This is a genomic window from Streptomyces sp. NPDC058464, assembly GCF_042721035.1.
Lineage (GTDB): Bacteria > Actinomycetota > Actinomycetes > Streptomycetales > Streptomycetaceae > Streptomyces.
Window position 1 is genome coordinate 60936 of the sequence record NZ_JBHXMA010000008.1, and the last position, 22334, is coordinate 83269.

The 22334-nt window shown below is 70.3% G+C and carries 26 protein-coding genes and 4 tRNA genes; 7 read left to right on the forward strand and 23 right to left on the reverse strand.

Annotated features, from left to right (window positions below; genetic code table 11):
• Positions 1-163: 163 nt before the first annotated feature.
• From rplL to ACFWPQ_RS13280, 8 genes are all read right to left on the reverse strand, one after another.
• Positions 164-547, reverse strand: a complete 384-nt coding sequence (gene rplL / locus ACFWPQ_RS13245; RefSeq protein ID WP_123974842.1) for a 50S ribosomal protein L7/L12 — start codon at positions 545-547, stop codon at positions 164-166.
• A 121-nt stretch (positions 548-668) separates the two neighbouring features.
• Entirely contained in the window at positions 669-1199 is a 531-nt protein-coding gene (gene rplJ, locus ACFWPQ_RS13250) for a 50S ribosomal protein L10 (protein WP_123974843.1), read from the reverse strand.
• Between the two features lie 414 nt (positions 1200-1613).
• Complete coding sequence (locus ACFWPQ_RS13255; protein ID WP_384032783.1) at positions 1614-2543, reverse strand: hypothetical protein; 930 nt, start codon at positions 2541-2543, stop codon at positions 1614-1616.
• A 165-nt stretch (positions 2544-2708) separates the two neighbouring features.
• Positions 2709-3434 (reverse strand): 50S ribosomal protein L1, encoded by a 726-nt coding sequence (gene rplA, locus ACFWPQ_RS13260; protein WP_360239580.1) that lies wholly within the window; start codon positions 3432-3434, stop codon positions 2709-2711.
• Between the two features lie 81 nt (positions 3435-3515).
• Complete coding sequence (gene rplK / locus ACFWPQ_RS13265) at positions 3516-3950, reverse strand: 50S ribosomal protein L11 (protein ID WP_055631380.1); 435 nt, start codon at positions 3948-3950, stop codon at positions 3516-3518.
• Positions 3951-4176: 226 nt separating this feature from the next.
• The gene (gene nusG, locus ACFWPQ_RS13270; protein WP_384032785.1) at positions 4177-5043 is read right to left on the reverse strand and encodes a transcription termination/antitermination protein NusG; all 867 of its coding nucleotides are present in this window, start codon (positions 5041-5043) and stop codon (positions 4177-4179) included.
• Between the two features lie 80 nt (positions 5044-5123).
• A complete protein-coding gene (secE, locus tag ACFWPQ_RS13275) occupies positions 5124-5408 on the reverse strand; it encodes a preprotein translocase subunit SecE (protein WP_361282879.1) in 285 nt (94 codons plus the stop codon).
• A gap of 109 nt (positions 5409-5517) precedes the next feature.
• A tRNA-Trp gene (locus tag ACFWPQ_RS13280) sits at positions 5518-5590 on the reverse strand.
• Between the two features lie 261 nt (positions 5591-5851).
• Between ACFWPQ_RS13280 and ACFWPQ_RS13285 the strand changes: the two genes are divergently transcribed.
• Both ACFWPQ_RS13285 and ACFWPQ_RS13290 read left to right on the forward strand, forming a co-directional pair.
• Entirely contained in the window at positions 5852-7078 is a 1227-nt protein-coding gene (locus ACFWPQ_RS13285) for a pyridoxal phosphate-dependent aminotransferase (RefSeq protein ID WP_384032788.1), read from the forward strand.
• Positions 7079-7240: 162 nt separating this feature from the next.
• A complete protein-coding gene (locus tag ACFWPQ_RS13290; RefSeq protein ID WP_384032790.1) occupies positions 7241-8281 on the forward strand; it encodes an adenosine deaminase in 1041 nt (346 codons plus the stop codon).
• A 7-nt stretch (positions 8282-8288) separates the two neighbouring features.
• On the opposite strand, the gene ACFWPQ_RS13295 is transcribed toward ACFWPQ_RS13290, so the two are convergent.
• Complete coding sequence (locus tag ACFWPQ_RS13295; RefSeq protein WP_384032792.1) at positions 8289-8918, reverse strand: helix-turn-helix domain-containing protein; 630 nt, start codon at positions 8916-8918, stop codon at positions 8289-8291.
• 166 nt (positions 8919-9084) lie between these two features.
• On the opposite strand from ACFWPQ_RS13295, the gene ACFWPQ_RS13300 reads away from it, so the two are divergent.
• Positions 9085-9714: an NAD(P)-dependent oxidoreductase gene (locus ACFWPQ_RS13300; protein WP_384032794.1), complete on the forward strand. Its 630-nt coding sequence runs from the start codon at positions 9085-9087 to the stop codon at positions 9712-9714.
• A 63-nt stretch (positions 9715-9777) separates the two neighbouring features.
• Here the strand turns inward: ACFWPQ_RS13300 and ACFWPQ_RS13305 are convergent, their stop codons facing one another.
• From ACFWPQ_RS13305 to ACFWPQ_RS13340, 8 genes are all read right to left on the reverse strand, one after another.
• Positions 9778-10833, reverse strand: a complete 1056-nt coding sequence (locus tag ACFWPQ_RS13305; RefSeq protein ID WP_384032796.1) for a UDP-N-acetylmuramate dehydrogenase — start codon at positions 10831-10833, stop codon at positions 9778-9780.
• Positions 10834-10955: 122 nt separating this feature from the next.
• The gene (locus ACFWPQ_RS13310) at positions 10956-12392 is read right to left on the reverse strand and encodes an MFS transporter (protein ID WP_384032798.1); all 1437 of its coding nucleotides are present in this window, start codon (positions 12390-12392) and stop codon (positions 10956-10958) included.
• A gap of 102 nt (positions 12393-12494) precedes the next feature.
• A complete protein-coding gene (locus ACFWPQ_RS13315) occupies positions 12495-13076 on the reverse strand; it encodes a TetR/AcrR family transcriptional regulator (protein ID WP_384032800.1) in 582 nt (193 codons plus the stop codon).
• Positions 13077-13263: 187 nt separating this feature from the next.
• A complete protein-coding gene (locus ACFWPQ_RS13320; RefSeq protein ID WP_361282863.1) occupies positions 13264-13692 on the reverse strand; it encodes a MaoC family dehydratase in 429 nt (142 codons plus the stop codon).
• A 7-nt stretch (positions 13693-13699) separates the two neighbouring features.
• Positions 13700-14161 carry a MaoC family dehydratase N-terminal domain-containing protein gene (locus tag ACFWPQ_RS13325; protein ID WP_384032802.1) on the reverse strand — a complete coding sequence of 154 codons (462 nt, stop codon included), beginning with the start codon at positions 14159-14161 and terminating at the stop codon, positions 13700-13702.
• A gap of 115 nt (positions 14162-14276) precedes the next feature.
• Positions 14277-14441 (reverse strand): 50S ribosomal protein L33, encoded by a 165-nt coding sequence (rpmG, locus tag ACFWPQ_RS13330; RefSeq protein WP_003948671.1) that lies wholly within the window; start codon positions 14439-14441, stop codon positions 14277-14279.
• 90 nt (positions 14442-14531) lie between these two features.
• A tRNA-Met gene (locus ACFWPQ_RS13335) sits at positions 14532-14604 on the reverse strand.
• A gap of 46 nt (positions 14605-14650) precedes the next feature.
• Positions 14651-14723 (reverse strand) — tRNA-Thr (locus ACFWPQ_RS13340).
• A gap of 266 nt (positions 14724-14989) precedes the next feature.
• Here ACFWPQ_RS13340 and ACFWPQ_RS13345 point away from each other — a divergent pair.
• Both ACFWPQ_RS13345 and ACFWPQ_RS13350 read left to right on the forward strand, forming a co-directional pair.
• The gene (locus ACFWPQ_RS13345; protein ID WP_384032804.1) at positions 14990-16258 is read left to right on the forward strand and encodes an amidohydrolase family protein; all 1269 of its coding nucleotides are present in this window, start codon (positions 14990-14992) and stop codon (positions 16256-16258) included.
• Positions 16259-16401: 143 nt separating this feature from the next.
• A complete protein-coding gene (locus ACFWPQ_RS13350) occupies positions 16402-17058 on the forward strand; it encodes an SDR family oxidoreductase (protein ID WP_384032806.1) in 657 nt (218 codons plus the stop codon).
• Between the two features lie 10 nt (positions 17059-17068).
• Here ACFWPQ_RS13350 and ACFWPQ_RS13355 read toward each other — a convergent pair whose 3' ends face one another.
• Positions 17069-17281 (reverse strand): hypothetical protein, encoded by a 213-nt coding sequence (locus ACFWPQ_RS13355; RefSeq protein ID WP_361282855.1) that lies wholly within the window; start codon positions 17279-17281, stop codon positions 17069-17071.
• Positions 17282-17496: 215 nt separating this feature from the next.
• Positions 17497-17578: transfer RNA gene (locus ACFWPQ_RS13360), tRNA-Tyr, on the reverse strand.
• A 226-nt stretch (positions 17579-17804) separates the two neighbouring features.
• Here ACFWPQ_RS13360 and ACFWPQ_RS13365 point away from each other — a divergent pair.
• On the forward strand, positions 17805-18293 hold the full coding sequence (locus tag ACFWPQ_RS13365; protein ID WP_384032808.1) for a YajQ family cyclic di-GMP-binding protein: 489 nt from the start codon (positions 17805-17807) through the stop codon (positions 18291-18293).
• 109 nt (positions 18294-18402) lie between these two features.
• On the opposite strand, the gene ACFWPQ_RS13370 is transcribed toward ACFWPQ_RS13365, so the two are convergent.
• A complete protein-coding gene (locus ACFWPQ_RS13370) occupies positions 18403-18669 on the reverse strand; it encodes a GlsB/YeaQ/YmgE family stress response membrane protein (RefSeq protein WP_384033199.1) in 267 nt (88 codons plus the stop codon).
• A 202-nt stretch (positions 18670-18871) separates the two neighbouring features.
• Between ACFWPQ_RS13370 and ACFWPQ_RS13375 the strand changes: the two genes are divergently transcribed.
• Positions 18872-20119 carry an APC family permease gene (locus ACFWPQ_RS13375; RefSeq protein WP_384032810.1) on the forward strand — a complete coding sequence of 416 codons (1248 nt, stop codon included), beginning with the start codon at positions 18872-18874 and terminating at the stop codon, positions 20117-20119.
• A 112-nt stretch (positions 20120-20231) separates the two neighbouring features.
• Here ACFWPQ_RS13375 and ACFWPQ_RS13380 read toward each other — a convergent pair whose 3' ends face one another.
• From ACFWPQ_RS13380 to htpX, 3 genes are all read right to left on the reverse strand, one after another.
• The gene (locus tag ACFWPQ_RS13380; RefSeq protein WP_384032812.1) at positions 20232-20798 is read right to left on the reverse strand and encodes an SMI1/KNR4 family protein; all 567 of its coding nucleotides are present in this window, start codon (positions 20796-20798) and stop codon (positions 20232-20234) included.
• A gap of 155 nt (positions 20799-20953) precedes the next feature.
• Positions 20954-21346: a YccF domain-containing protein gene (locus tag ACFWPQ_RS13385; protein WP_089099495.1), complete on the reverse strand. Its 393-nt coding sequence runs from the start codon at positions 21344-21346 to the stop codon at positions 20954-20956.
• Positions 21343-22206 (reverse strand): zinc metalloprotease HtpX, encoded by an 864-nt coding sequence (gene htpX / locus ACFWPQ_RS13390; RefSeq protein WP_089099496.1) that lies wholly within the window; start codon positions 22204-22206, stop codon positions 21343-21345. The genes ACFWPQ_RS13385 and htpX overlap by 4 nt, the downstream gene beginning before the upstream one ends.
• Positions 22207-22334 lie beyond the last annotated feature (128 nt).

A 22334-nucleotide genomic window follows, 5' to 3' on the forward strand; every position in this document is an offset into this window, starting at 1 on the left:
ATCACCATACCCCCCGCCGTCACAGGAGCAAGGCAACCGCGGTCGGCCTTCCGGGAACGCCGAAGAGCGACCACCCGGATGGATGATCGCTCTTCGCGGTCTGCGCGTTACAGCCCCCGAGGGGGTGTTTCAGCACACAGAGGTCTGCTCGACCTCAGAGGCCTTACTTGACCTCGACGGAGGCGCCGGCGCCCTTGAGGGACTCGGCGGCCTTCTCGGCGGCGTCCTTGGCGACCTTCTCGAGGACGGGCTTCGGAGCGCCGTCCACGAGGTCCTTGGCCTCCTTCAGGCCGAGGGAGGTCAGCTCACGCACGACCTTGATGACCTGGATCTTCTTGTCGCCGGCGCCGGTGAGGATGACGTCGAACTCGTCCTTCTCCTCGACGGCCTCGGCGGGGGCGGCCGGGCCGGCCGGGCCCGCGACGGCAACCGCGGCGGCGGCGGTGACGTCGAACTTCTCCTCGAACGCCTTCACGAACTCGGAGAGCTGGATCAGGGTCATCGTCTCGAACTCGGCGAGCAGTTCGTCCTGGGTGAGAGCCACGATGGCTTTCCTTCCACTAATTCGGCTGGTGCCGGATGTACATGTCTGGCGGGCGTACGTTCGGCCCGCTACGACCTCTGCCTCAGGCGGGACGCCTCAGGCGGCGGTCATTTCGCGAGCCGAGTTACTCGGCACCGCCCTGCTCGTCCTGCTTGGCGCGAAGCGCGTCCACGGTGCGGACGAGCTTCGACGGGAGCGCCTGGAAGAGCTGTGCAGCCTGCGTCTGCTTGCCCTTCAGGGCGCCCGCCAGCTTGGCGAGCAGAACCTCGCGGGACTCGAGGTCCGCAAGCTTCTTGATCTCGTCGGCGGAGAGCGCCTTGCCGTCAAGGACACCGCCCTTGATGACGAGGTTCGGGTTGTCCTTGGCGAAGTCACGAAGACCCTTCGCCGACGTCACCGGGTCACCGGTGATGAAGGCGACCGCCGTCGGACCGTTGAACAGGTCGTCGAGCGTCGAGATCCCGGCCTCGTTGGCCGCAATCTTGGTCAGCGTGTTCTTCACCACGGCGTACTGGGCGTCTTCACCGAGCGACCGGCGCAGCGTCTTGAGCTGCGCCACGGTGAGACCCCGGTACTCGGTCAGCACGGCGGCGTTCGAGCTACGGAACTGCTCCGTGAGCTCGGCCACCGCGGCAGCCTTGTCGGGCCTTGCCATAGAGCGTCGGCCTCCTTCCGGGTGATGAGGACCGCTCAGAAGGGGCTGAGGAAAACGAAACGCCCCGGCGCAGGCGCACGGGGCGTAGCTCGACCGAAGTCACACACGCGATGCATGCGTCTCCGGGAGCACTTCCACAGTCACCTGCGCGGGTCGTCCGCGGTTCAGCGGATCCTTCGGCCACCGCACACCCTTACGAGCACACGGCAACGACCAGCGGTCTTTGGCTTCTGTAGGAGAGTACGGGACCGGTACACCGTCGAGCAAATCGGCCCGGTGGGGGGCGCCACAGCTCCCCGAAGGGGCGCGGGGCCGTATCGATGTGCGGCTGCCGCCGCGCGGGCGCGACCGGCCCCCACCGGCCGTCAGCGGACCAGCCGCCGCTCCGCCCTCCCCGGAAGTCGGCCCGGTGGCTCAGGAGGTCAGCCCGCTCGCGCCCTGCGTCTTGAGCAGCGTCGTGAAGTCCGCGGTGTCGCCGGCCGGGGGCTTGCTCGCGCTGACCTTCACGCCGTAGTCGCTGTAGTGCGCGGTCTGGGTCATCGTGCCGTTCGCCGTGTCGGCCTTCTCGGTCCTCTTGACCAGCAGGTCCTGGGCGTTGACCCAGATGTCGACGGTCTCGGTGCTGACGCCGGCCTGGGTGAGCTGCTTCTTCAGGGCGGCCAGCTGCCCCGCCGTGAGGCTGCTGCTCTGCCCGGCCAGGTCGGCCACGTTCACCGTGCCCGCGTAGTGGGTGGTGGCCTGGCCGTCGACCTTCTCCTCGCCGACCTTCTGCACGTCGCCGGAGGCCAGCAGCATCTGCACGGACTTGTTGGGCGTGGTGTTCTGCATCTGGTCCTTGAGCAGCGCGCCCGAGCCGCCGGCGACGGAGGCCAGGTCGCCGTACCCGTACCGGATCCAGTGCTTGCCGCCGGTCTGCGCGGCGAACGTGTCGCTCATCTTCGCGTAGTAGGCGTCGGGCAGATAGCGGGCCTCCATCGACGTCGTGCCGAGCTTCCGCATCAGCTCGGCCGTGCTGCCGCCGGTGTAGGTGATGGTGACCGTGCCGGTTATGCCGTCGCCCCAGGCGAGGCTGCCGTTCGTCGTCATGGACAGCAGGGAGCCCATGGTCGTGGTGGAGCGGACCCGGGCGGAGTCGGCGCTGTCGGTGGACTTCTCCGCGGAGCGCAGTGCTGCGATGGGGCTGACCCGGGTCGCGGCGCGGGCACCGGCCTTGTCCTCCTTGCCGGAGCCTCCGGAGCCCGTGGACCCCCCGGAACCGCCCGCGGAGCTGCAGGCTGCCACCCCGGTCAGCGCGGCCACCACCGCGATCGAGACGACCGTACGACGTACCTGCCCGCTCTTCATCCCGCCCACCCCCATGAAGGTCCCGTACCCCGACGCTAACCCAGGGCACCGACAGAGCGCCGAGAGTCGCACAAACATCAGGACGGGCCCCGCAACCCTTTCGGTTGCGGGGCCCGTCCTGGTGCTGTCGCGTCCCTGACGCGGCTACCGGACCGAGCGCGGGGCTCAGACGGCGGCCGGGTCCTCCTCGACGAGGAGGTTGCGGGTGCGGTTCGGGTCGACCGGGATGCCGGGGCCCATGGTGGTGCTGACGGCGGCCTTCTTGATGTAGCGGCCCTTGGCGGCGGACGGCTTCAGACGGAGGATCTCCTCCAGCGCGGCGCCGTAGTTCTCCACCAGCTTGTCGTCCTCGAAGGACGTCTTGCCGATGATGAAGTGCAGGTTCGAGTGCTTGTCGACGCGGAACTCGATCTTGCCGCCCTTGATCTCGGTCACAGCCTTCGCGGTGTCCGGGGTCACGGTGCCGGTCTTCGGGTTCGGCATCAGACCACGCGGGCCGAGGACGCGGCCGAGGCGGCCGACCTTGCCCATGAGGTCCGGGGTGGCGACGACGGCGTCGAAGTCCAGACGGCCCTTCGCCACCTCGTCGATCAGCTCGTCGGCGCCGACGATGTCGGCGCCCGCGGCACGCGCGGCCTCGGCACGGTCACCGGTCGCGAAGACCAGGACCCGGGCGGTCTTGCCGGTGCCGTGCGGGAGGTTCACGGTGCCACGGACCATCTGGTCGGCCTTGCGCGGGTCGACACCCAGGCGGAAGGCGACCTCGACGGTGCCGTCGAACTTGGTCGTGGAGGTCTCCTTGGCGAGACGGACGGCCTCGAGCGGGGCGTACAGCTTCTCCCGGTCGATCTTCTCGTCCGCAGCGCGAAGGGCCTTGCTGCGCTTGCTCACAACTTGCTCCTGTGTGTTCTGAAGGAGTCGTGGTGTACGGGCCGAGCAGGCCCTACCACGGTGGTTCTACGAAGGTGGGGTTCAGCCCTCGACCGTGATGCCCATGGAACGGGCGGTGCCGGCGATGATCTTCGCGGCGGCGTCCAGGTCGTTGGCGTTCAGGTCGGGGAGCTTGGTCGTGGCGATCTCGCGGACCTGCGCCTCGGTGATCTTGGCGACCTTGGTCTTGTGCGGCTCGCCGGAGCCCTTCTCGACACCAGCGGCCTTGAGGATCATCTTCGCGGCCGGCGGGGTCTTGGTGACGAAGGTGAAGGAGCGGTCCTCGTAGACCGTGATCTCCACCGGGATGACCCAACCGCGCTGCGACTCGGTCGCGGCGTTGTAGGCCTTGCAGAACTCCATGATGTTGACGCCGTGCTGACCGAGCGCGGGGCCGACCGGCGGAGCCGGGTTCGCCGCACCGGCGTTGATCTGGAGCTTGATGAGCCCCGTGACCTTCTTCTTCTTGGGAGGCATAGCTCTCCGGGTCCTTTCATTTCGGGTCCTGCCTGCGCGAGGGGACCAACCCGAACGCAGGCATACCGCACAACGATAACGGGTATAGATGCGCGGCCAAAAACCGAGCAGGTCAGGGGCCTGAGAAAGGCGCCTGACCTGGCACGGACGTCCACTCGGGCGCCCCGAAAGGGGCGCGGGGAACTGCGCGACCAGCCCCCACCGGCCCGCAGCTGAGGTGCTACCTCTAGTTCTTCTGAATCTGATCGAACGAAAGCTCGACCGGCGTCTCACGCCCGAAGATCTCCACCAGACCCTTGACCTTCTTCGAGTCCGGGTTGATCTCGTTGATCGTCGCCTGCAGCGTGGCGAACGGACCGTCGGTCACCGTCACCGAGTCGCCCACCTCGAAGTCCAGCACCTGGACCTCGACCTTGCGCTGCGGCGCCGGCTTGCCCTCGGCCTCCGCCGCCTCGCGTGCCGCCTTCTCCTCGGCCTCCGGCGCGAGCATCTTGACGATCTCGTCCAGCGTCAGCGGGTAGGGGTCGTACGCGTTGCCGACGAAGCCGGTGACACCGGGGGTGTTACGGACGACGCCCCACGACTCGTTGGTCAGGTCCATACGGACGAGCACGTAACCGGGCAGCTTGTTCTGCTTGATGGTCTTGCGGTCGCCGTTCTTGATCTGGACGACCTCTTCCTGCGGCACCTCGGCCTGGAAGATGTAGTCCTCGACGTTCAGCGAGACGGCGCGCTGCTCCAGGTTGGTCTTCACGCGGTTCTCGTAGCCGGCGTACGTGTGGATGACGTACCACTCGCCGGGGAGCAGTCGCAGCTCCTCGCGCAGCGCCTGGACGGGGTCGACCGGCTCGGCGGGCTCTTCCTCGACGAGCTCGTCCGCGACGGCCTCGTCTTCCGCGTCCTCGTCCTCGGCGTCCTCGACGTCCTCGTCCTCGACGTGGACCGCGGTCTCCTCGGCCGGCTCCCCCAGTTCGGCTTCGGCAGCCTCGAACTCGTCCTGCTCGTCCGCGCCCTCGACGATGTCCAGCTCGTCTTCGACGGCCTCTTCGGGCTCGACGGCCTCGACGGCGTCGTTCAGGTTCGGGTCAGACACGATGGCTGCTTCTTCCTGGATACATAGAGGTGGAACATGCGAAAACGGGCGCCGGTACCACGGCGCCCTTCGCTCTGTGCTCAGCCGAAGACGTACTTGGCCGCGTGGTTGAGTCCATAGTCAATCACGGTCACCAGAGCGATCATGATCGTGACGAAGAAGATCACCACAGTGGTGTACGACGTCAACTGGTTACGAGTCGGCCAGACGACCTTGCGAAGTTCCGCGATGATCTGGCGGTAGAAGGTGCCGAGACGCTTCAGCGGGCCCTTCTTGGCACGCTTGCCGCCCTTACGGCCCTTCTTCTTGGACTCCTGCACCTCATCGGCATCAGGCGTGTCGATGGAGCCCACGGCGTCCGTCATTCGTCCTCACCTGGTCCCGGGTCATGGCCGTGCCGCGCCCGGTTTCTGGAGCCGCACGGCGGTGCAATGCTTGTACGTACATGCGCACACATCCTGGCGGTGTGTGTAGCAGGGCCGGAGGGACTTGAACCCCCAACCGCCGGTTTTGGAGACCGGTGCTCTACCAATTGAGCTACGACCCTTCGTGTGTCCCCCAACGTACCGCATCCGGCCGGGTGCTCGTTGTGCACCGGCCCAGGCACGGCTGTTGAAGGCCAACGAGGTGAGAGTGTACGTGGTCCGCGGCGCCGCGTCGAACAGAAAGTGGCAGTCCTGGGGGACCGTACGGAAGATCGTCCTGGCCGGGGGCCGGATCCGCACGCTTGTTCACGGTTCGGCCCGTGGTTGTTCAGTCTGTGAAACCGGCGTGCCGGGCAGGTTTCCGGTCTGAAACGATAGGCCCCATGAGCGCTGCAACCCCTCCCACCGAGCGCCGGGTCTCCGCCCGAGTCGGCGCGATCTCCGAGTCCGCCACCCTCGCCGTGGACGCCAAGGCCAAGGCCCTCAAGGCCGCCGGGCGCCCGGTGATCGGCTTCGGCGCCGGTGAGCCCGACTTCCCGACGCCGGACTACATCGTCGAGGCCGCCATCGAGGCCTGCAAGAACCCGAAGTACCACCGCTACACCCCGGCCGGCGGTCTGCCCGAGCTGAAGGCCGCGATCGCCGCGAAGACCCTGCGCGACTCCGGCTACGAGGTCGACGCCTCCCAGGTCCTCGTCACCAACGGCGGCAAGCAGGCCATCTACGAGGCCTTCGCCGCGATCCTCGACCCGGGCGACGAGGTCATCGTCCCCGCCCCGTACTGGACGACCTACCCGGAGTCCATCCGGCTGGCCGGCGGTGTCCCGGTCGAGGTCGTCGCGGACGAGACCACCGGCTACCGCGTCTCCGTGGAGCAGCTGGAGGCGGCCCGCACCGAGAAGACGAAGGTCGTGCTCTTCGTCTCCCCGTCCAACCCGACCGGCGCGGTCTACAGCGAGGCCGAGACCGAGGCGATCGGCCGCTGGGCCGTGGAGCACGGTCTGTGGGTCCTCACGGACGAGATCTACGAGCACCTGGTCTACGGCGACGCGAAGTTCACCTCCCTGCCGGCGATCCTGCCCGAGCTGCGCGACAAGTGCATCGTGGTCAACGGCGTGGCGAAGACGTACGCCATGACCGGCTGGCGGGTGGGCTGGGTCATCGGCCCCAAGGACGTCGTCAAGGCGGCCACCAACCTCCAGTCGCACGCCACCTCCAACGTCTCCAACGTGGCGCAGGTCGCCGCCCTGGCCGCCGTCTCCGGCGACCTGGCGGCCGTGGCGAAGATGCGCGAGGCCTTCGACCGGCGCCGCCAGACGATCGTGCGGATGCTGAACGAGATCGACGGCGTGCTCTGCCCGGAGCCCGAGGGCGCCTTCTACGCGTACCCGTCGGTCAAGGCGCTGCTCGGCAAGGAGATCCGCGGCCGGCGCCCGGCCTCCTCGGTGGAGCTGGCCGAGCTGATCCTGGAGGAGGCCGAGGTCGCGGTCGTCCCGGGCGAGGCCTTCGGCACGCCCGGCTACCTGCGCCTGTCGTACGCGCTGGGTGACGAGGACCTCGCCGAGGGCGTGAGCCGGATGCAGAAGCTGCTGGCGGAGGCCAGGGACTGACGTCCGCCGCGAAAACACGCTCCACGCGCGCGTGCGGGCCGTCTCCCTCCGGGGAGGCGGCCCGTTCTCGTGTCCGGTCCGCGGTGCGCTCTCGTGTGCGAGCAAGGCCACTAACGGGGAATCCGCTACCGGTACGGCAGCCGCGTACGGCAGGATCCTGGAATGGAGCACGTACGTGATGTCACTGAGCTGCCGAAAGCTCATCTGCATCTGCACTTCACCGGTTCGATGCGGCCGGAAACCGTCCTGGAACTGGCCGACAAGTACGGCGTGCGCCTCCCCGAGGCGCTGACCGAAGCTTTGACCAGCGGCGAACCGCCGAGACTGCGGGCCACCGACGAGCGGGGCTGGTTCCGCTTCCAGCGGCTGTACGACGCTGCGCGCTCCTGCCTGAGAGAGCCCGAGGACATCCGGCGGCTGGTCAGGGAGGCAGCCGAGGAGGACCTGAAGGACGGCTCGGGCTGGCTGGAGATCCAGGTGGACCCGACGTCGTACGCCCCGCGGCTCGGCGGTCTGATCCCGGCCCTGGAGATCATCCTGGACGCGGTCGAGACGACCTCCCGGGAGACCGGCCTCGGCATGCGCGTCCTGGTGGCCGCGAACCGCATGAAGCACCCCCTGGACGCGCGCACCCTGGCCCGGCTCGCCGTCCGGTACGCGGACCGGGGCGTGGTCGGCTTCGGGCTGTCGAACGACGAGCGGCGGGGCATGGCGCGGGACTTCGACCGCGCGTTCCACATCGCGCGTGAGGGCGGCCTGCTGGCGGCCCCGCACGGCGGCGAGCTGACCGGCCCGGCGTCGGTCCGGGACTGCCTGGACGACCTGCACGCCACCCGGATCGGGCACGGGGTGCGGGCGGCGGAGGACCCGAGGCTGCTCAAGCGCCTGGCGGACCGGGAGATCACCTGCGAGGTGTGCCCGGCCTCCAACGTGGCCCTGGGCGTCTACGAGAAGCCCGAGGACGTCCCGCTGCGCACGCTCTTCGAGGCGGGCGTCCCGATGGCCCTGGGCGCCGACGACCCGCTCCTGTTCGGCTCCCGGCTGGCCGCGCAGTACGACATCGCGCGCGTGCACCACGCCTTCACGGACGCGGAACTGGCGGAACTGGCCCGCCAGTCGGTCCGGGGTTCGGCGGCGCCGGAGGACGTGAAGGCCAAGCTCCTCGCGGACATCGACGCCTGGCTCGTCGCCCCGGTGTCCTGATTCCCGGTCACGCCCCGGTGGCGGGGCGGGCGCGCTCCTCGGCGACGGAGAGCCCGCCCAGCAGGGTGCGGGCGATCCGGGCGGCGAACGTGTCGACCGGCGGGCGCTCGCCGGTCGATGTCGCCTCGTAGGCGAAGACACGCTGGACACAGGCGCCGAGGAGCAGGGCGGCGGCGGCCGTGGTGTCGGCGTCCGGTCGGATCCGGCCGATCGCCTTCTCGGCGCACAGGTAGGCGTCGAGGGCTCTCATCGGCACGTGTGGTCCCGCGCCGATGGTGCGCAGCTTGTCGTCGAGCTTCCGCTTGAGCTGCTGCTCGGCGTAGAGGGAGGCGGCGATCGGGAAGCTCCCCTCGTAGAAGAGGGCGGCCTGGCGGGCGATCTGCGTGAGGTTGTCCTCCAGGCTGCCCCGGCCGGGTTCCACGGTGAGCTCGCCGAGGAGCGGGAGGAGCCGCGGCAGCCGCTCGGTGAGCACGTGCACGAACAGCTCTTCCTTGCTCGGGAAGTACTTGTAGAGGGCCGCCTCGGAGCAGCCGGCCGCCCTGGCGATCTCCTTGGTGGTGGCGCGGGCGAGCCCGACGGTGCCCATCAGCTCGTGGGCGGCGTCGAGGATGCGGACGCGGGCCGGTTTCTGCTCCATGGCATCCAAGGATCACATGCCCCTTCCTGCGGCTTCGACGGACTTCCCCGAAGGGCCTTGACGGGTGAGTGAATGCTTACCCACTCTAGGAGGAGACAGTGGTGAGTGAATACTCACCCACCAATCTTGCTGTCACCACTCTTGCTGTGCTGGAACGGGAGCAGTCATGAATCTCACTGTGTTCGGCGCGACCGGCGGGATCGGCCGGGAGCTCGTCCGTCAGGCGCTGGGGTCCGGCCACCGGGTCACGGCGGTCGTCCGCGACCCCGCCCGGCTGACCGTGACCGGCGCGGGCCTGGAGGTGGTCCGCGCGGACCTCACCGATCCCGAGGTGATCCGCCCGGCGCTGACCGGCCGGAACGCGGTCCTGTCCGGCCTGGGCCCGCGCGGCCGGGGCGACGCCGGCGTCGCCGCCCGGCTGACCCGCACGATCCTGGCCGCCATGGAGGCGGAGGCCGTACGACGGCTGGTGGTGGTCAGCGCCGCGCCGGTGGGCCCGGAACCGGACGACGGCCTCCTGGACCGCTCCATGCGCGGTCTGGTCTCCACCATCCTCAGGCCGGTCTACGACGACCTGCGCGAGATGGAGGCGGAGCTGTCCCGCAGCGGCACGGACTGGACCTCCGTGCGCCCGCCGCGCCTGCAGGACAAGCCGCTGACCGGGACCTATCGCACGGTGGTGGGCGGCTTCCCGCGCAAGGGACGCTTCATCGCGCGGGCGGACGTGGCCCACGCGATGCTCGCGATGATCGAGGACGCCGGGACGGTGAAGCAGGGGGTGGGAGTGGCGTACTGAGCCTCCGGCTCGCTACTCCTGTCTCTCCTCCTGCCTCTCCAGAGGCTCGCGACTCCTGCCTCTCTAGAGGCTCACGCCGACGGTCACCGGCTCGTTGACCAGGGTCACGCCGAAGGCCTCCCGGACCCCGGCGACGACCTCCCGCGCCAGTGCCAGCAGGTCCTCGGTCGTGGCTCCGCCCCGGTTGGTCAGCGCCAGCGTGTGCTTCGTGGAGATCCTGGCCGCGCCGCTGCCGTATCCCTTGGTGAACCCGGCCTTGTCGATCAGCCAGGCCGCCGAGGTCTTGGTACGCCCGTCCCCCGCCGGGTAGGCGGGCGGCTCGGCCGCGTCCCCCAGCCGCTCCCGCACGCGCGCGTGGAAGGCGGCGAACTGCTCGTCCGTGAGGATCGGGTTGGTGAAGAAGGACCCCGCCGACCAGGTGTCGTGGTCCTCGGGATCCAGCACCATCCCCTTCCCGGCGCGCAGCTTGAGCACCGCCTCGCGGACCTCGGCGAGCGGTACCCGGTCCCCCGGCTCCACCCCGAGCGCCCGCGCGGCCTCCGCGTACCGCACCGGCGCCGACAGCCCGCCGGCGTCCTCGAGCCCGAACCGGACGCGCAGCACGACGTACCGCTCGGGGTCGGCCTTGAACCGGCTGTGCCGGTACGAGAACGCGCACTCCTCGTTGGTCAGCGTCACCGTCTCACCGGCCCGTCGGTCGTACGCGACGACCTCCGTGACGGTCGCGGAGACCTCCTGCCCGTACGCCCCCACGTTCTGGATGGGCGTGGCCCCGGCGGAGCCCGGGATCCCGGCGAGGCACTCGATGCCCGCGAGGCCGGCTTCGACGGTGCGGGCGACCGCGTCGGTCCACACCTCGCCGGCCGCCAGCTCCAGCGTCGTACCGCGCAGTTCGAAGCCGGTGGTGGCGATGCGCAGGGCGGTGCCGTCGAAGCCCTTGTCGCCGATGACCAGGTTCGAGCCGCCGCCGATGACCAGCAACGGGGTCCCGCTGTCGTCGGCCGCGCGGACGGCGGAGATCACCTCGGCGTCGGTGGTCGCGGTGACCAGCCGGGTGGCCGGGCCGCCGAGCCGGAAGGTGGTGAGGGGGGCGAGGGGGGCGTCGTGGAGTTCCTGCACGCGCCCAAGACTACGAGACGCCACCGACAGTCCCGCCGCCACGAGCCGCACGCGCGTGTGGGGCCCCGTCCACCAGGAACGGGGCCCCACACGCGCGAACCGTCAGCCGCCGTCAGCCGTCGTCAGCCGCCGACGGTCTCCAGCGCCGGGGCCGGCTCGCCCTCGGTGACGAACCGCGCGGCGCGGCGCCGGCCGGGGATGGCCAGGGCCGCGATCCCGGCGACGACCACCACGGCCGAGCCGGTGTACAGGGCGGGCTTCAGTCCGTCGACGAAGCTCTGGGCGCTCTCGTAGCCGCCCTGGGCGGAGAAGATGGAGGACATGACCGCGACGCCGAGTGCGCCGCCGACCTCGCGCAGCGCGTTGTTGGCGCCGGAGGCGATGCCCTGTTCCTGCGGTCGTACGGCGGACATCACCAGGTTGGCGGCCGGGGCGAAGTACAGGGCCATGCCGATGCCGCTGACGATCAGGCCGGGCAGCTGGGCGCCGTAGGAGGCGTCGGCGGTGACGACGTAGGCCAGGTAGCCGAGCCCGGCGGCCTGCAGGAAGAGTCCGGCCGCGACGACCGGGCGGCCGCCTGTGCGGTCGGACAGGATGCCCGCGATCGGCGCGACGATCATCGGCATGCCGGTCCAGGGCAGCATCCGGAGGCCCGCCTCGGTGGGCGAGTAGCCGAGCACGCCCTGCATGTACTGGCTGAGCAGGAAGATCGAGCCGAACATCCCGAGGAACATCAGGAGGCTGGCCGCGTTGATCCCGGAGAAGGCGCGGGAGCGGAAGAGCCGCATCGGCAGCATGGGGTTCTTGGCGCGGCTGCCGTGGAAGACGAAGCCGACGAGCAGGGCGGCGCCCGCGAACAGCCCGGTGAGCACGAGCGGGCTGGTCCAGCCGTCGGCGGGGCCGCGCACCAGGCCGTAGACGATCCCGAAGAGGCCGCCGCTGGCGAGCAGGGTGCCGGGGACGTCGAGCGGGGCGCCGGTGCCGTGGGACTCGGCGAGGCGGAGGCGGGCGAGCGGCAGCAGGGCGAGGCCGAGCGGCACGTTCAGCCAGAAGATCCAGTGCCAGGACACGTGTTCGGTGAGGCTGCCGCCGATGAGCGGCCCGGAGGCGACCGCGAGCCCGTTGACGGCACCCCAGATGCCGTACGCCATCCCGCGCTTGGCCTCGGGCACGGCGGCCGTCAGCAGGGTGAGGGTGAGCGGCATCATGATCGCCGCGCCGACGCCCTGCACCGCACGGGCGGCGATCAGGGAGTCGATGCCGGGCGCCATGGCCGCGGCGGCGGAGGCGCCGGTGAAGACGGTGAGCCCGGCGAGGAAGAGCCGGCGCCGGCCGAAGCGGTCACCGAGGGCGGCGCCGAACATCAGCAGGACGGCGAAGGTGAGCGTGTAGGCGCTCACGGTCCATTCGAGGTCGTCCAGGGCTCCGCCGAGGTCCTTGCGGATGGAGGGCAGGGCGGTGGTGACGACGAGGTTGTCGAGGGCCGCCATGAAGCCGGCGACACTCGTGATGACCAGCGCCCATCCGGCGCCCCCGCGGCGTGCGGTCTCTTGTGACATCGCTCCCCCAGAGCATGTTCCGTGTCGGGTGGTGAGTTAGTTATTGATCACTAATTTTCTGGCCCATGAAAAGGCCCGGACCGGGAACGGCGGACCGCCCCGTCACCCGTCGCTGCACTTGTCCAGCCGCCCCGTGGCCCCGGCGTCCGGGAACATCCCCTGCCAGACCCGGTGTTCGGGCGGAAACCCCATGGCCGAGTAGGTGTTGATGAGCATCCCCTTGGCCAGGAAGGCCGTGGTGGCGTCGACATCGGCCCCCGAGAGCAGGTGGACGGCGTCCCAGAGCCGCATCCAGCCGTCCCGCACCAGCTCGCCGAACTCGCGCTCACCCTCCGCCTCCGCGGCCGCGACGGTGATGTACGTCTGCATCTGCATCTGGAGCCGCTCCGGCCGCTCCTGGATCAGCCGCACATACGCCTCGCCCATGGCCCGCAGGGCCTCCTCGCCCTTCAGCCCCTCGGCCGCCTCCCCGAAGACCTGCCGCATGTCGTCGATGCAGCGCTCCGAGGCCGCGGCGAAGATCGCCTTCTTGCCCGGGAAGAGCCGGAAGAGATACGGCTGCGAGACGCCGACCCGCTTGGCGATCGCCTCGGTGGAGGTGCCGTAGTAGCCCCTCTGTGCGAACTCGGCGATCGCCGCACGGATGACGCTCTCGCGCCTCTCCTCGGCACTCATCCTGACCATGCGACGAAGTTAGTGCTCAATAACTAACTAAGTCAAGGGCCGCCCGCGAAGTACTTCCCCGTGGGCTTGCTTCCGGGTGGGCGTGGGTGCGTCCCCGTGGGCCTGCACGACGCGCACGTACGTCTGCACAACATGTAAGGGGCGCCCGCAGTGCGGAGCGCCCCTTACCCGGTCGTCGAGCCGGAACTCAGCCCAGCCGCACGACCGCACGTGACATGCCCAGCACCTTCTGCCCGGCGCTCATGGCCGTCAGGTCGACGCGCACGGTGTTGTCGTCGAGCTTGGCCGCGACCTTGCCGCTGACCTCGATCAGGGCGCCCTGGTCGTCGTTCGGGACGACGACGGGCTTGGTGAAGCGGACGCCGTAGTCGACGACCGCGCCCGGGTCGCCGATCCAGTCGGTCACCACACGGATCGCCTCGGCCATGGTGAACATGCCGTGCGCGATGACGTCCGGCAGGCCGACCTCCTTGGCGAACTTCTCGTTCCAGTGGATCGGGTTGAAGTCCCCGGAGGCGCCCGCGTACCGCACCAGCGTGGCACGGGTCACGGGGAAGGTCTGCGCCGGGAGTTCGGTGCCGACCTCGACGTCCTCGTAAGCGATCTTCGCCGTCATCGGATCCTCACGCCCCCTCTTCCACGTCCGCCGCGCGGGCCACCAGCTTGGTCAGGGCGCTCACCACGAGCTCGCCCGCCTCGTCGTGGACGTCGCCGCGGATGTCGATGACGTCGTTGCCCGCGAGGGACTTGATGGCCTCGATGGTCGAGGTCACGGTCAGCCGGTCGCCGGCACGCACCGGGCGCCGGTAGGCGAACTTCTGGTCGCCGTGCACCACCCGGCTGTAGTCCAGGCCGAGCTGCGGGTCCTCGACGACCTGTCCGGCCGCGCGGAAGGTGATCGAGAAGACAAAGGTCGGCGGGGCGATCACATCGGAATGGCCGAGCGCCTTGGCGGCCTCCGTGTCCGTGTACACGGGGTTGGTGTCACCCACCGCCTCGGCGAACTCACGGATCTTCTCCCGGCCCACCTCGTAGGGCTCGGTGGGTGGGTAGGTCCGTCCCACGAAGGACTGGTCGAGCGCCATTGGCCCGGCACCTCCTGATGTCTCCTGTGCTGCCCCACAAACTAGCGGGAGGGCATCTGCCGAAACGCCGTGAGGCCGCCCCCGAGTGGGGACGGCCTCACGGACGAGCCTGTTGTTATCGCGTCTCGCGGTGCGCGGTGTGCGCGTTGCAACGCGGGCAGTGCTTCTTCATCTCCAGTCGGTCCGGGTTGTTACGCCGGTTCTTCTTGGTGATGTAGTTCCGCTCCTTGCACTCCACGCAGGCCAGCGTGATCTTCGGGCGGACGTCGGTGGCAGCCACGTGAGTGCTCCTTGACGAACGGATGGGTTTGGTTTAACGCATAAAAGAGTAGCCGATCGAAGGACCGACCCCGCAATCGGCTACTGTCAGTAGCGGTGACCGGACTTGAACCGGTGACACAGCGATTATGAGCCGCTTGCTCTACCGACTGAGCTACACCGCTTTGATGAGATCGGCCCCCGTCTCGCGACGGGAACCTCTCACACCAGAGCCCCAATACGGAATCGAACCGTAGACCTTCTCCTTACCATGGAGACGCTCTGCCGACTGAGCTATTGGGGCGAGCGATGAAGACATTACACGCTCGGCCGCCGTTCACCCAAATCCGTTTCCCGCCGCCCTTCCCGGCCCCTTCCGCACCGCTCACGGGAGCCTCCCGGCCCCCTTCCGGCACTCCCCACGCACCCGCGCCGAACCGTTCCCCGCAGGTCCGACGGCTGCGGTACGACTATTGCGCTCCTCCCCGCCGCACGCGGCTCGTCACCCTAGGCTCGACTCACTCTGCGTGATCTTGAGTCCAATGCCTGGACCGACCCTCATGGAGCGCGATGCCCGACAGCCAGCCGCAGCCGCCCTCGTCGTCGTCCAACCCGCAGGGTTCCTCGGGCCAGTCCGACCCGGCCGCGCTCCTGCTGTGCGGGGCGCGGCTCACCGACGGCCGGACCGTGGACGTACGGCTGGGCTGCGGTCGCATCGAGGCGGTGGGCACGGCCGGCAGCCTGACACCGGGCCCGCCCCGCGCGGGCGGCACGCGGGTGGACCTGACCGGCTACCTCCTCCTCCCGGCCCCCGCCGAACCGCACGCCCACGGCGACACCGCGCTCTCCGCCGAACACGGCGGCCCCGTCTCGTACGAACCCGAGGACGTCCAGCGCCGCGCCACCGAGGCGGCCCTGCTCCAACTCGGGCACGGCGCCACGGCGGTACGCGCGCACGTGCGCGTGGGCGACGTCCAGGGGCTCGGCGCCCTTGCGGCCGTCCTCCAGGCGCGCCGCTCGCTGCGCGGGCTCGCGGAACTCACGGCGGTCGCGATGCCGCGCGTGCTGACCGGGATCGCCGGCGCCGACGGGCTCGCCATACTGCGGGACGCCGCGAAGATGGGCGCGTCCGTGGTGGGCGGCTGCCCGGACCTGGACCCCGACCCCACGGGTTACGCGGAGGCGGTCCTGGAGGTGGCCTCCGAACACGGCTGCCCGGTCGACCTGCACACGGACGCCATCGACCCGGCCCGGCTGGCCAGACTCGCGGCGATGGCCGGCGGCATGCGCCCCGGCGTGGCCCTCGGCCCGTGCGCCGGGCTCGCACGCCTGCCCTCCGAGGTCGCCGCGCGGGTCGCGGACCAGCTCGCCGCGGCCGGCATCACGGTGGTGTGCCTGCCGCAGGGCGGCTGCGGCTCCGTCGACCGCCGCGGCACGGCTCCGGTACGGCTGCTGCGCGCGGCCGGGGTACGGGTCGCCGCCGGTAGCGGCGCCCTGCGCGACCTGTCGAACCCCGTCGGCCGCGGCGACCCCCTGGAGGCGGCCTACCTCCTGGCCTCCCGCCACGGCCTGCGTCCCGAGGACGCCTACGACACCGTGAGCGCCGCCGCCCGCGCCGCCCTCGGCCTCCCCGAGGTCCGCGTGGAGGCCGGCTTCCCCGCGGAACTCCTCGCCGTACGCGGCGACCACCTGTCGGGCGCGCTCTCCCTCGCCTACAGCCGGATCGTGGTGCACCGGGGGCGCGTGGTGGCACGCACCAGCGCGGTCCGCGAGTACTGCAACTCGGCGGTGGCGGCGGAACTGGGCCTGCCGCGGCAGGGGCGGGGCGAGTTGTCCTGAGGGACGCGGGAGCGCGCGGCACGGAGCGCCGCGCCCTCGCGACGAACCCGGCCCGGCCCGCTGTGCCGGGCGGAATCACCCGGGCGCGTGGGGCGCATGAAGTCGTGCGGCGGACGCGGGGCTTCGGGCGTACGGTCTGAGACATGCGCATTGTCATCGCTGGTGGTCATGGTCAGATCGCGTTGCGGCTGGAGCGGCTGCTCTCCGCGCGCGGGGACGAGGTCGCGGGGATCATCCGGAGAGCCGAGCAGGGCGACGACCTGCGGGCGGCCGGTGCCGAACCGGTGCTGCTGGACCTGGAGTCGGCGTCGGTCGAGGAGGTCGCGACGCACCTGCGGGGAGCGGACGCGGCGGTGTTCTCGGCGGGCGCGGGCCCGGGCAGCGGCGTGGCCCGCAAGGACACGGTGGACAGGGGCGCGGCGGTGCTGTTCGCGGACGCGGCCGTGCGCGCGGGCGTACGCCGTTTCGTGGTCGTCTCCGGGATGGGCGCGGACCCGGCGCACCAGGGTGACGGGGTCTTCGACGCTTACCTGCGGGCCAAGGGCGAGGCCGACGCGTATGTGACCCGGCAGAGTGCCCTGGACTGGACGATCCTGCGCCCCGGTGCGCTGACGGACACGCCGGGCACCGGCCTGGTGCGGCTGGAGGCGCACACGGGCCGGGGCGCGGTCACCCGCGACGACGTGGCGGCCGTACTCGCGGAGTTGGTGGACACCTCGGCGACGGCGGGCCTGACCCTGGAGCTGATCGGCGGATCGACGCCGGTCACGGTGGCCGTGAAGTCGGTGGCCGGGAACTGAGTTCCCGCTCTCAGAACAACGGCAGCTGTCCGGGGAACTCGGGCACGACGTAACCGTCCAACGCGGGCTGTACGGCACCGATCCGGGCCTGCTGCCGCGAGCCCGAGCACGAGACCAGTTCCCCGTTCTCACGCGCCCCGGGCGGGTCGTGCCGCGCGAAACGGCCCGCCACGACGGCGATTTCACGGCGGCACACCGGGCAGGTTCTTCGTCGGGAGGACATGTGTTCAGTGTGCCCCGGGGCGGGGCCGAGACGACGGACCGCGGTCCCCGGCCGTAGCGTCACCGAAGCACCTGCATGATCTTCATCACGCCTCGTCACACCTCGTCACGCCTCCGCGGCCGCACGGCCCCGTTCCCGTGAAGGCGTGCACACGGACACATGACCAAGGGCCCGTGACCTGCTTGATAGCAGGTCACGGGCCCTTGGTTCCCGTGTGGCGGCGCCAGGATTCGAACCTGGGAAGGCTGAGCCGGCAGATTTACAGTCTGCTCCCTTTGGCCGCTCGGGCACACCGCCGGGGTTCTGTCACCAGCTCGAACCGCTTTTCGGCGGCGCTCCCTGGCAACGACGTAAACAATACCCGATCCACAGGGGTGCTCCGCCACCCGATTGATCGCCGCCCGCGGGACGCGGGATGGCTAGGCTGGTGAGGATGCGGCCCGGCCCCACACCGGGCCCGGCGACCGCCGCCGCGCGCCGGAACGCATCCCGATACGCCCCCCGATACAAGGAGCCACAGGACATGGCCGACTCCAGTTTCGACATCGTCTCGAAGGTCGAGCGGCAGGAGGTCGACAACGCCCTCAACCAGGCCGCCAAGGAGGTCTCGCAGCGCTACGACTTCAAGGGCGTGGGCGCCTCGATCGCCTGGTCCGGCGAGAAGATCCTGATGGAGGCGAATTCCGAGGAGCGGGTCAAGGCGATCCTCGACGTCTTCCAGTCGAAGCTGATCAAGCGTGGCATCTCGCTGAAGGCGCTGGACGCCGGTGAGCCGCAGCTCTCCGGCAAGGAGTACAAGATCTTCGCCTCCATCGAGGAGGGCATCTCCCAGGAGAACGCGAAGAAGGTCGCGAAGATCATCCGCGACGAGGGCCCCAAGGGCGTGAAGGCGCAGGTCCAGGGCGACGAACTGCGTGTCAGCTCCAAGAGCCGCGACGACCTCCAGGCCGTGATCGCGCTTCTGAAGGGCCAGGACTTCGACTTCGCGCTCCAGTTCGTGAACTACCGGTAGGCAGCGCTGTCGAAGCACGAGAAGGGCGGGTACCCCGTGGTGCCCGCCCTTCCCGTGCACTCCCGTGCACTCCCGTGCACTCCCGTGCGCCGGCTGCGGCCGGGGGTGTTCAGTCGCGAGAGTTGCCGAACAGAAGGCGATAGGCGATCAGCAGGACCAGCGAGCCGCCGATCGCCGCCACCCAGGTCGCGCCGTCGTAGAAGTTCTTGGTGATCGGGTGGTCCAGCCAGCGGGCCGATATCCAGCCGCCGAGGAACGCACCCACGATGCCGATGAGGGTCGTGCCGATGAAGCCGCCCGGGTCGCGTCCCGGCAGCAGGACCTTGGCGATGGCGCCGGCCAACAGTCCCAGGATGATCCAGCTGATGATGCCCATGACCTGAACCTGCCCTTCCGCGCTGTGTTCGCACTGTTCCGGCCCTGTGATTTCGGTCTGGGCCGGCTGTGCCGGACAGGTTGTGCCGGACAGGCTGTCCGAGCCGTCCGTTCGCGTCCGCCGCGCGTGTGTTCGTGCCTTGTCGGTGACGAGGACGCCTGGGCGATACCGCACGGTTGCGGTGATCAGTAGGGTGCGGTCCGTGGTCACCTCCTCCCCCTCCGGTCTGCGGCGCACGCTGGGCGTGCGCGACGCCGTGGTCGTCGGACTCGGCTCGATGGTCGGGGCCGGTGTGTTCTCCGCCCTGGGCCCCGCGGCCCGCGCGGCCGGGTCGGGGCTGCTTCCCGCACTGGCCGTCGCCGCCCTGGTCGCCTACTGCAACGCCCTGTCCTCGGCCCGCCTGGCCGCGCGGTACCCGCAGTCGGGCGGCACCTATGTGTACGGGCGGGAGCGGCTCGGCGCCTTCTGGGGGTATCTCGCGGGCTGGGCGTTCGTCGTCGGCAAGACCGCGTCCTGCGCCGCGATGGCGCTCACCGTCGGCGCGTACGTCTGGCCGGGGCAGGCGCATGCGGTGGCGGTCGCGGCCGTGGTGGCACTGACCGCCGTGAACTACGGCGGCATCCAGAAGTCGGCCTGGCTGACGCGGGTGATCGTGGCCGTGGTGCTGGCGGTCCTCGCCGCCGTGGTGGTCGTGTGCCTGACGTCCGGGGCGGCGGACGCGGGGCGGCTGGACATCGGGCTGTCGTCGGGCGTGGGCGGGCTGCTCCAGGCGGCCGGCCTGCTGTTCTTCGCGTTCGCCGGGTACGCGCGGATCGCGACCCTCGGCGAGGAGGTGCGGGACCCGGCCCGCACCATCCCGCGGGCGATCCCGCTGGCCCTGGGGATCACGCTGGTCGTGTACGCGTGCGTGGCGGTGGCCGCGATCTCGGTGCTGGGCACGGACGGGCTCGGGCGGGCGGCCGCGCCACTGGCCGACGCGGTACGGGCGGCCGGGATGCCGGGGCTGGTGCCCGTGGTGCGGGTGGGGGCCGCGGTGGCCGCGCTCGGCTCGCTGCTGGCCCTGATCCTGGGCGTGTCACGGACGACGCTGGCCATGGCCCGTGACGGTCATCTGCCTCCGGCGCTGGCCGCCGTGCACCCACGTTTCCAGGTCCCGCACCGCGCCGAGCTGGCCGTGGGCGCGGTGGTCGCCGTGGTCGCGGCGACCGCGGACGTCCGGGGTGCCATCGGGTTCTCCTCCTTCGGTGTGCTGGTGTACTACGCGGTGGCCAACGCCTCGGCGTGGACGCTGGATCCGGCGCCGCGGGCTCGGCTGGTTCCAGTGGTGGGACTGCTGGGGTGCGTGATCCTCGCGTTCGCGCTGCCGGTGGCGTCGGTGATCTCGGGGGCGGCCGTACTGGCGGTGGGTGCGGTGGCGTACGCCGTACGGCAGTGGGCTGCGGCACGGTAGCCACCGTGACCGGCGGTGACCACGAGACCGAGACCGCTTCCGCTTCTCACGCCGCTTTCCGCTGCCTGCGGCGCAGGACGGCGGCGTCCGCGCTCGCAAGGCCCCGGCTCTCTCAGGAGGCCTGCTCCGGAGCCGTGCGTATCCGGAAGTCGGCCCAGGGCGCCAGGTCCGTGCCCTCGTCGGTCTCCTCGTACCAGCCCGTACCCTCCAGCCATACGCGCAGCCAGTCGGTGAGGCTGGGCGCGTCCACGAACCAGGCGCCGTCGGCGTCGTCGGCGTTCGGCTCGTAGAGCAGGACCGTGGCCTGTGGGGTCCGGCAGTCCACGCACGCGTACATGCCGCAGCCCCAGTGGGATATCGGCAGGACACCCTCGGGCCAGGGCCAGTCCGGGTTCTTGCGGCCGTACTCGCGGTTGGTGAGGTACTGGGCGACCGCGGCCGGTTCGCCCGAGGGCGCCGCGTCGAGCAGGGGCAGCAGGCCGTACGACGGGCCGAACCCGCCGTCGCCCACCCGCTCGTAGAGCGCGGCGAGGAGGGGTGGCAGCGGGAAGCCCAGGGCCTGACCAGCGCGGTCGAGCGTGGCGGCGTCGACGGGCGCGGGGAGCGAAGGCCAGCCCCAGGGGCGGGACTCGCGGGCCTGCGCGGTCACCTGTGTCAGCAACTGCTCGATCTCGGTCATGGCTTCATGATGCAGCCCGCCACTGACAACCGGGCCGGCCTGTGGACAACCTCCCGCCGACGCTCCGGCCTGTGGACAACTCGTCGACCGGAGACGTCGGATGAGGTCGGATGGCGTCGGATGAGGTCGGTCTTCTTCGAGGGGACGAGGAGCGGTCAGCGGGTCGCGAACGGCTGGTCCGTGGGGACGATCTCGCGGCCGAGCGGGAGCAGGGAGACCGGGATCAGCTTGAAGTTGGCGATGCCGAACGGGATACCGATGATCGTCAGGCACATCGCGATGCCGGTGACGATGTGGGCAAGGGCCAGCCACCAGCCCGCGAGGACCAGCCACAGGACGTTGCCGATGCAGGAGGGGGCACCCGCGTCGCGGCGCTCCACGGTCGTGTAGCCGAAGGGCCAGAGGGCGTACACGCCGATACGAAATGCTGCTATGCCAAATGGAATGCCGATGATCGTGATGCAGAGGATCACGCCCGCGAGCAGGTAGCCGAGGAACAGCCAGAAGCCGCTCAGGACGAGCCAAATGATGTTCAGGATGGTCTTCACTGCGGGCGACCTGCCATCTTCTCTAGCCGGGCGATCCGTTCCGCCATGGGCGGGTGCGTCGAGAACATCTTGGACAGTCCCTGCCCCGGACGGAAGGGGTTCGCGATCATCATGTGGCTCGCGGTCTCGATCCGGGGCTCGGGGGGCAGCGGGAGCTGCTTGGTGCCGGCGTCCAGCTTGCGCAGGGCGCTGGCGAGGGCGAGCGGGTCACCGGTGAGCTGGGCGCCGGAGGCGTCCGCCTCGTACTCCCGGGAGCGGCTGATGGCGAGCTGGATGAGGCTGGCGGCGAGCGGGCCCAGGATCATGATCAGCAGCAGGCCGAGGAAGCCGGGGCCGTCGTCGTCGTCCGAACGGCCGACCGGGATCAGCCAGGCGAAGTTGACGAGGAACATGATCACCGAGGCGAGGGCGCCGGCGACGGACGAGATGAGGATGTCGCGGTTGTAGACGTGGCTGAGTTCGTGGCCGATGACACCGCGCAGTTCCCGCTCGTCCAGGATGCGCAGGATGCCTTCCGTGCAGCACACGGCGGCGTTGCGCGGATTGCGGCCCGTGGCGAAGGCGTTCGGTGCCTCCGTCGGGGAGATGTACAGGCGGGGCATGGGCTGGCGGGCCTGGGTGGAGAGGTCGCGGACCATCCGGTACAGGGCCGGGGCCTCGAATTCGCTCACCGGGCGGGCGCGCATCGCGCGTAGCGCCAGTTTGTCGCTGTTCCAGTACGCGTACGCGTTCGTCCCGAGGGCGACGAGGACCGCGACGATCAGACCCGTTCGGCCGAAGAAGCTGCCGATGACGATGATGAGTGCCGACAGTCCCCCGAGGAGAACTGCGGTCCTGAGCCCGTTGTGCCGGCGGTGCACGGTACGCCCTCCAAGTCGTGCGGCAGGGGAACCCTTTGCCTGCGGTGCTGCCTTCCGATCTGCGATGCCACCGGTGTCGTGGTGTCACGTCCAGTGGACCCTTTCGCACTGGTCAACGCCAGGCGACG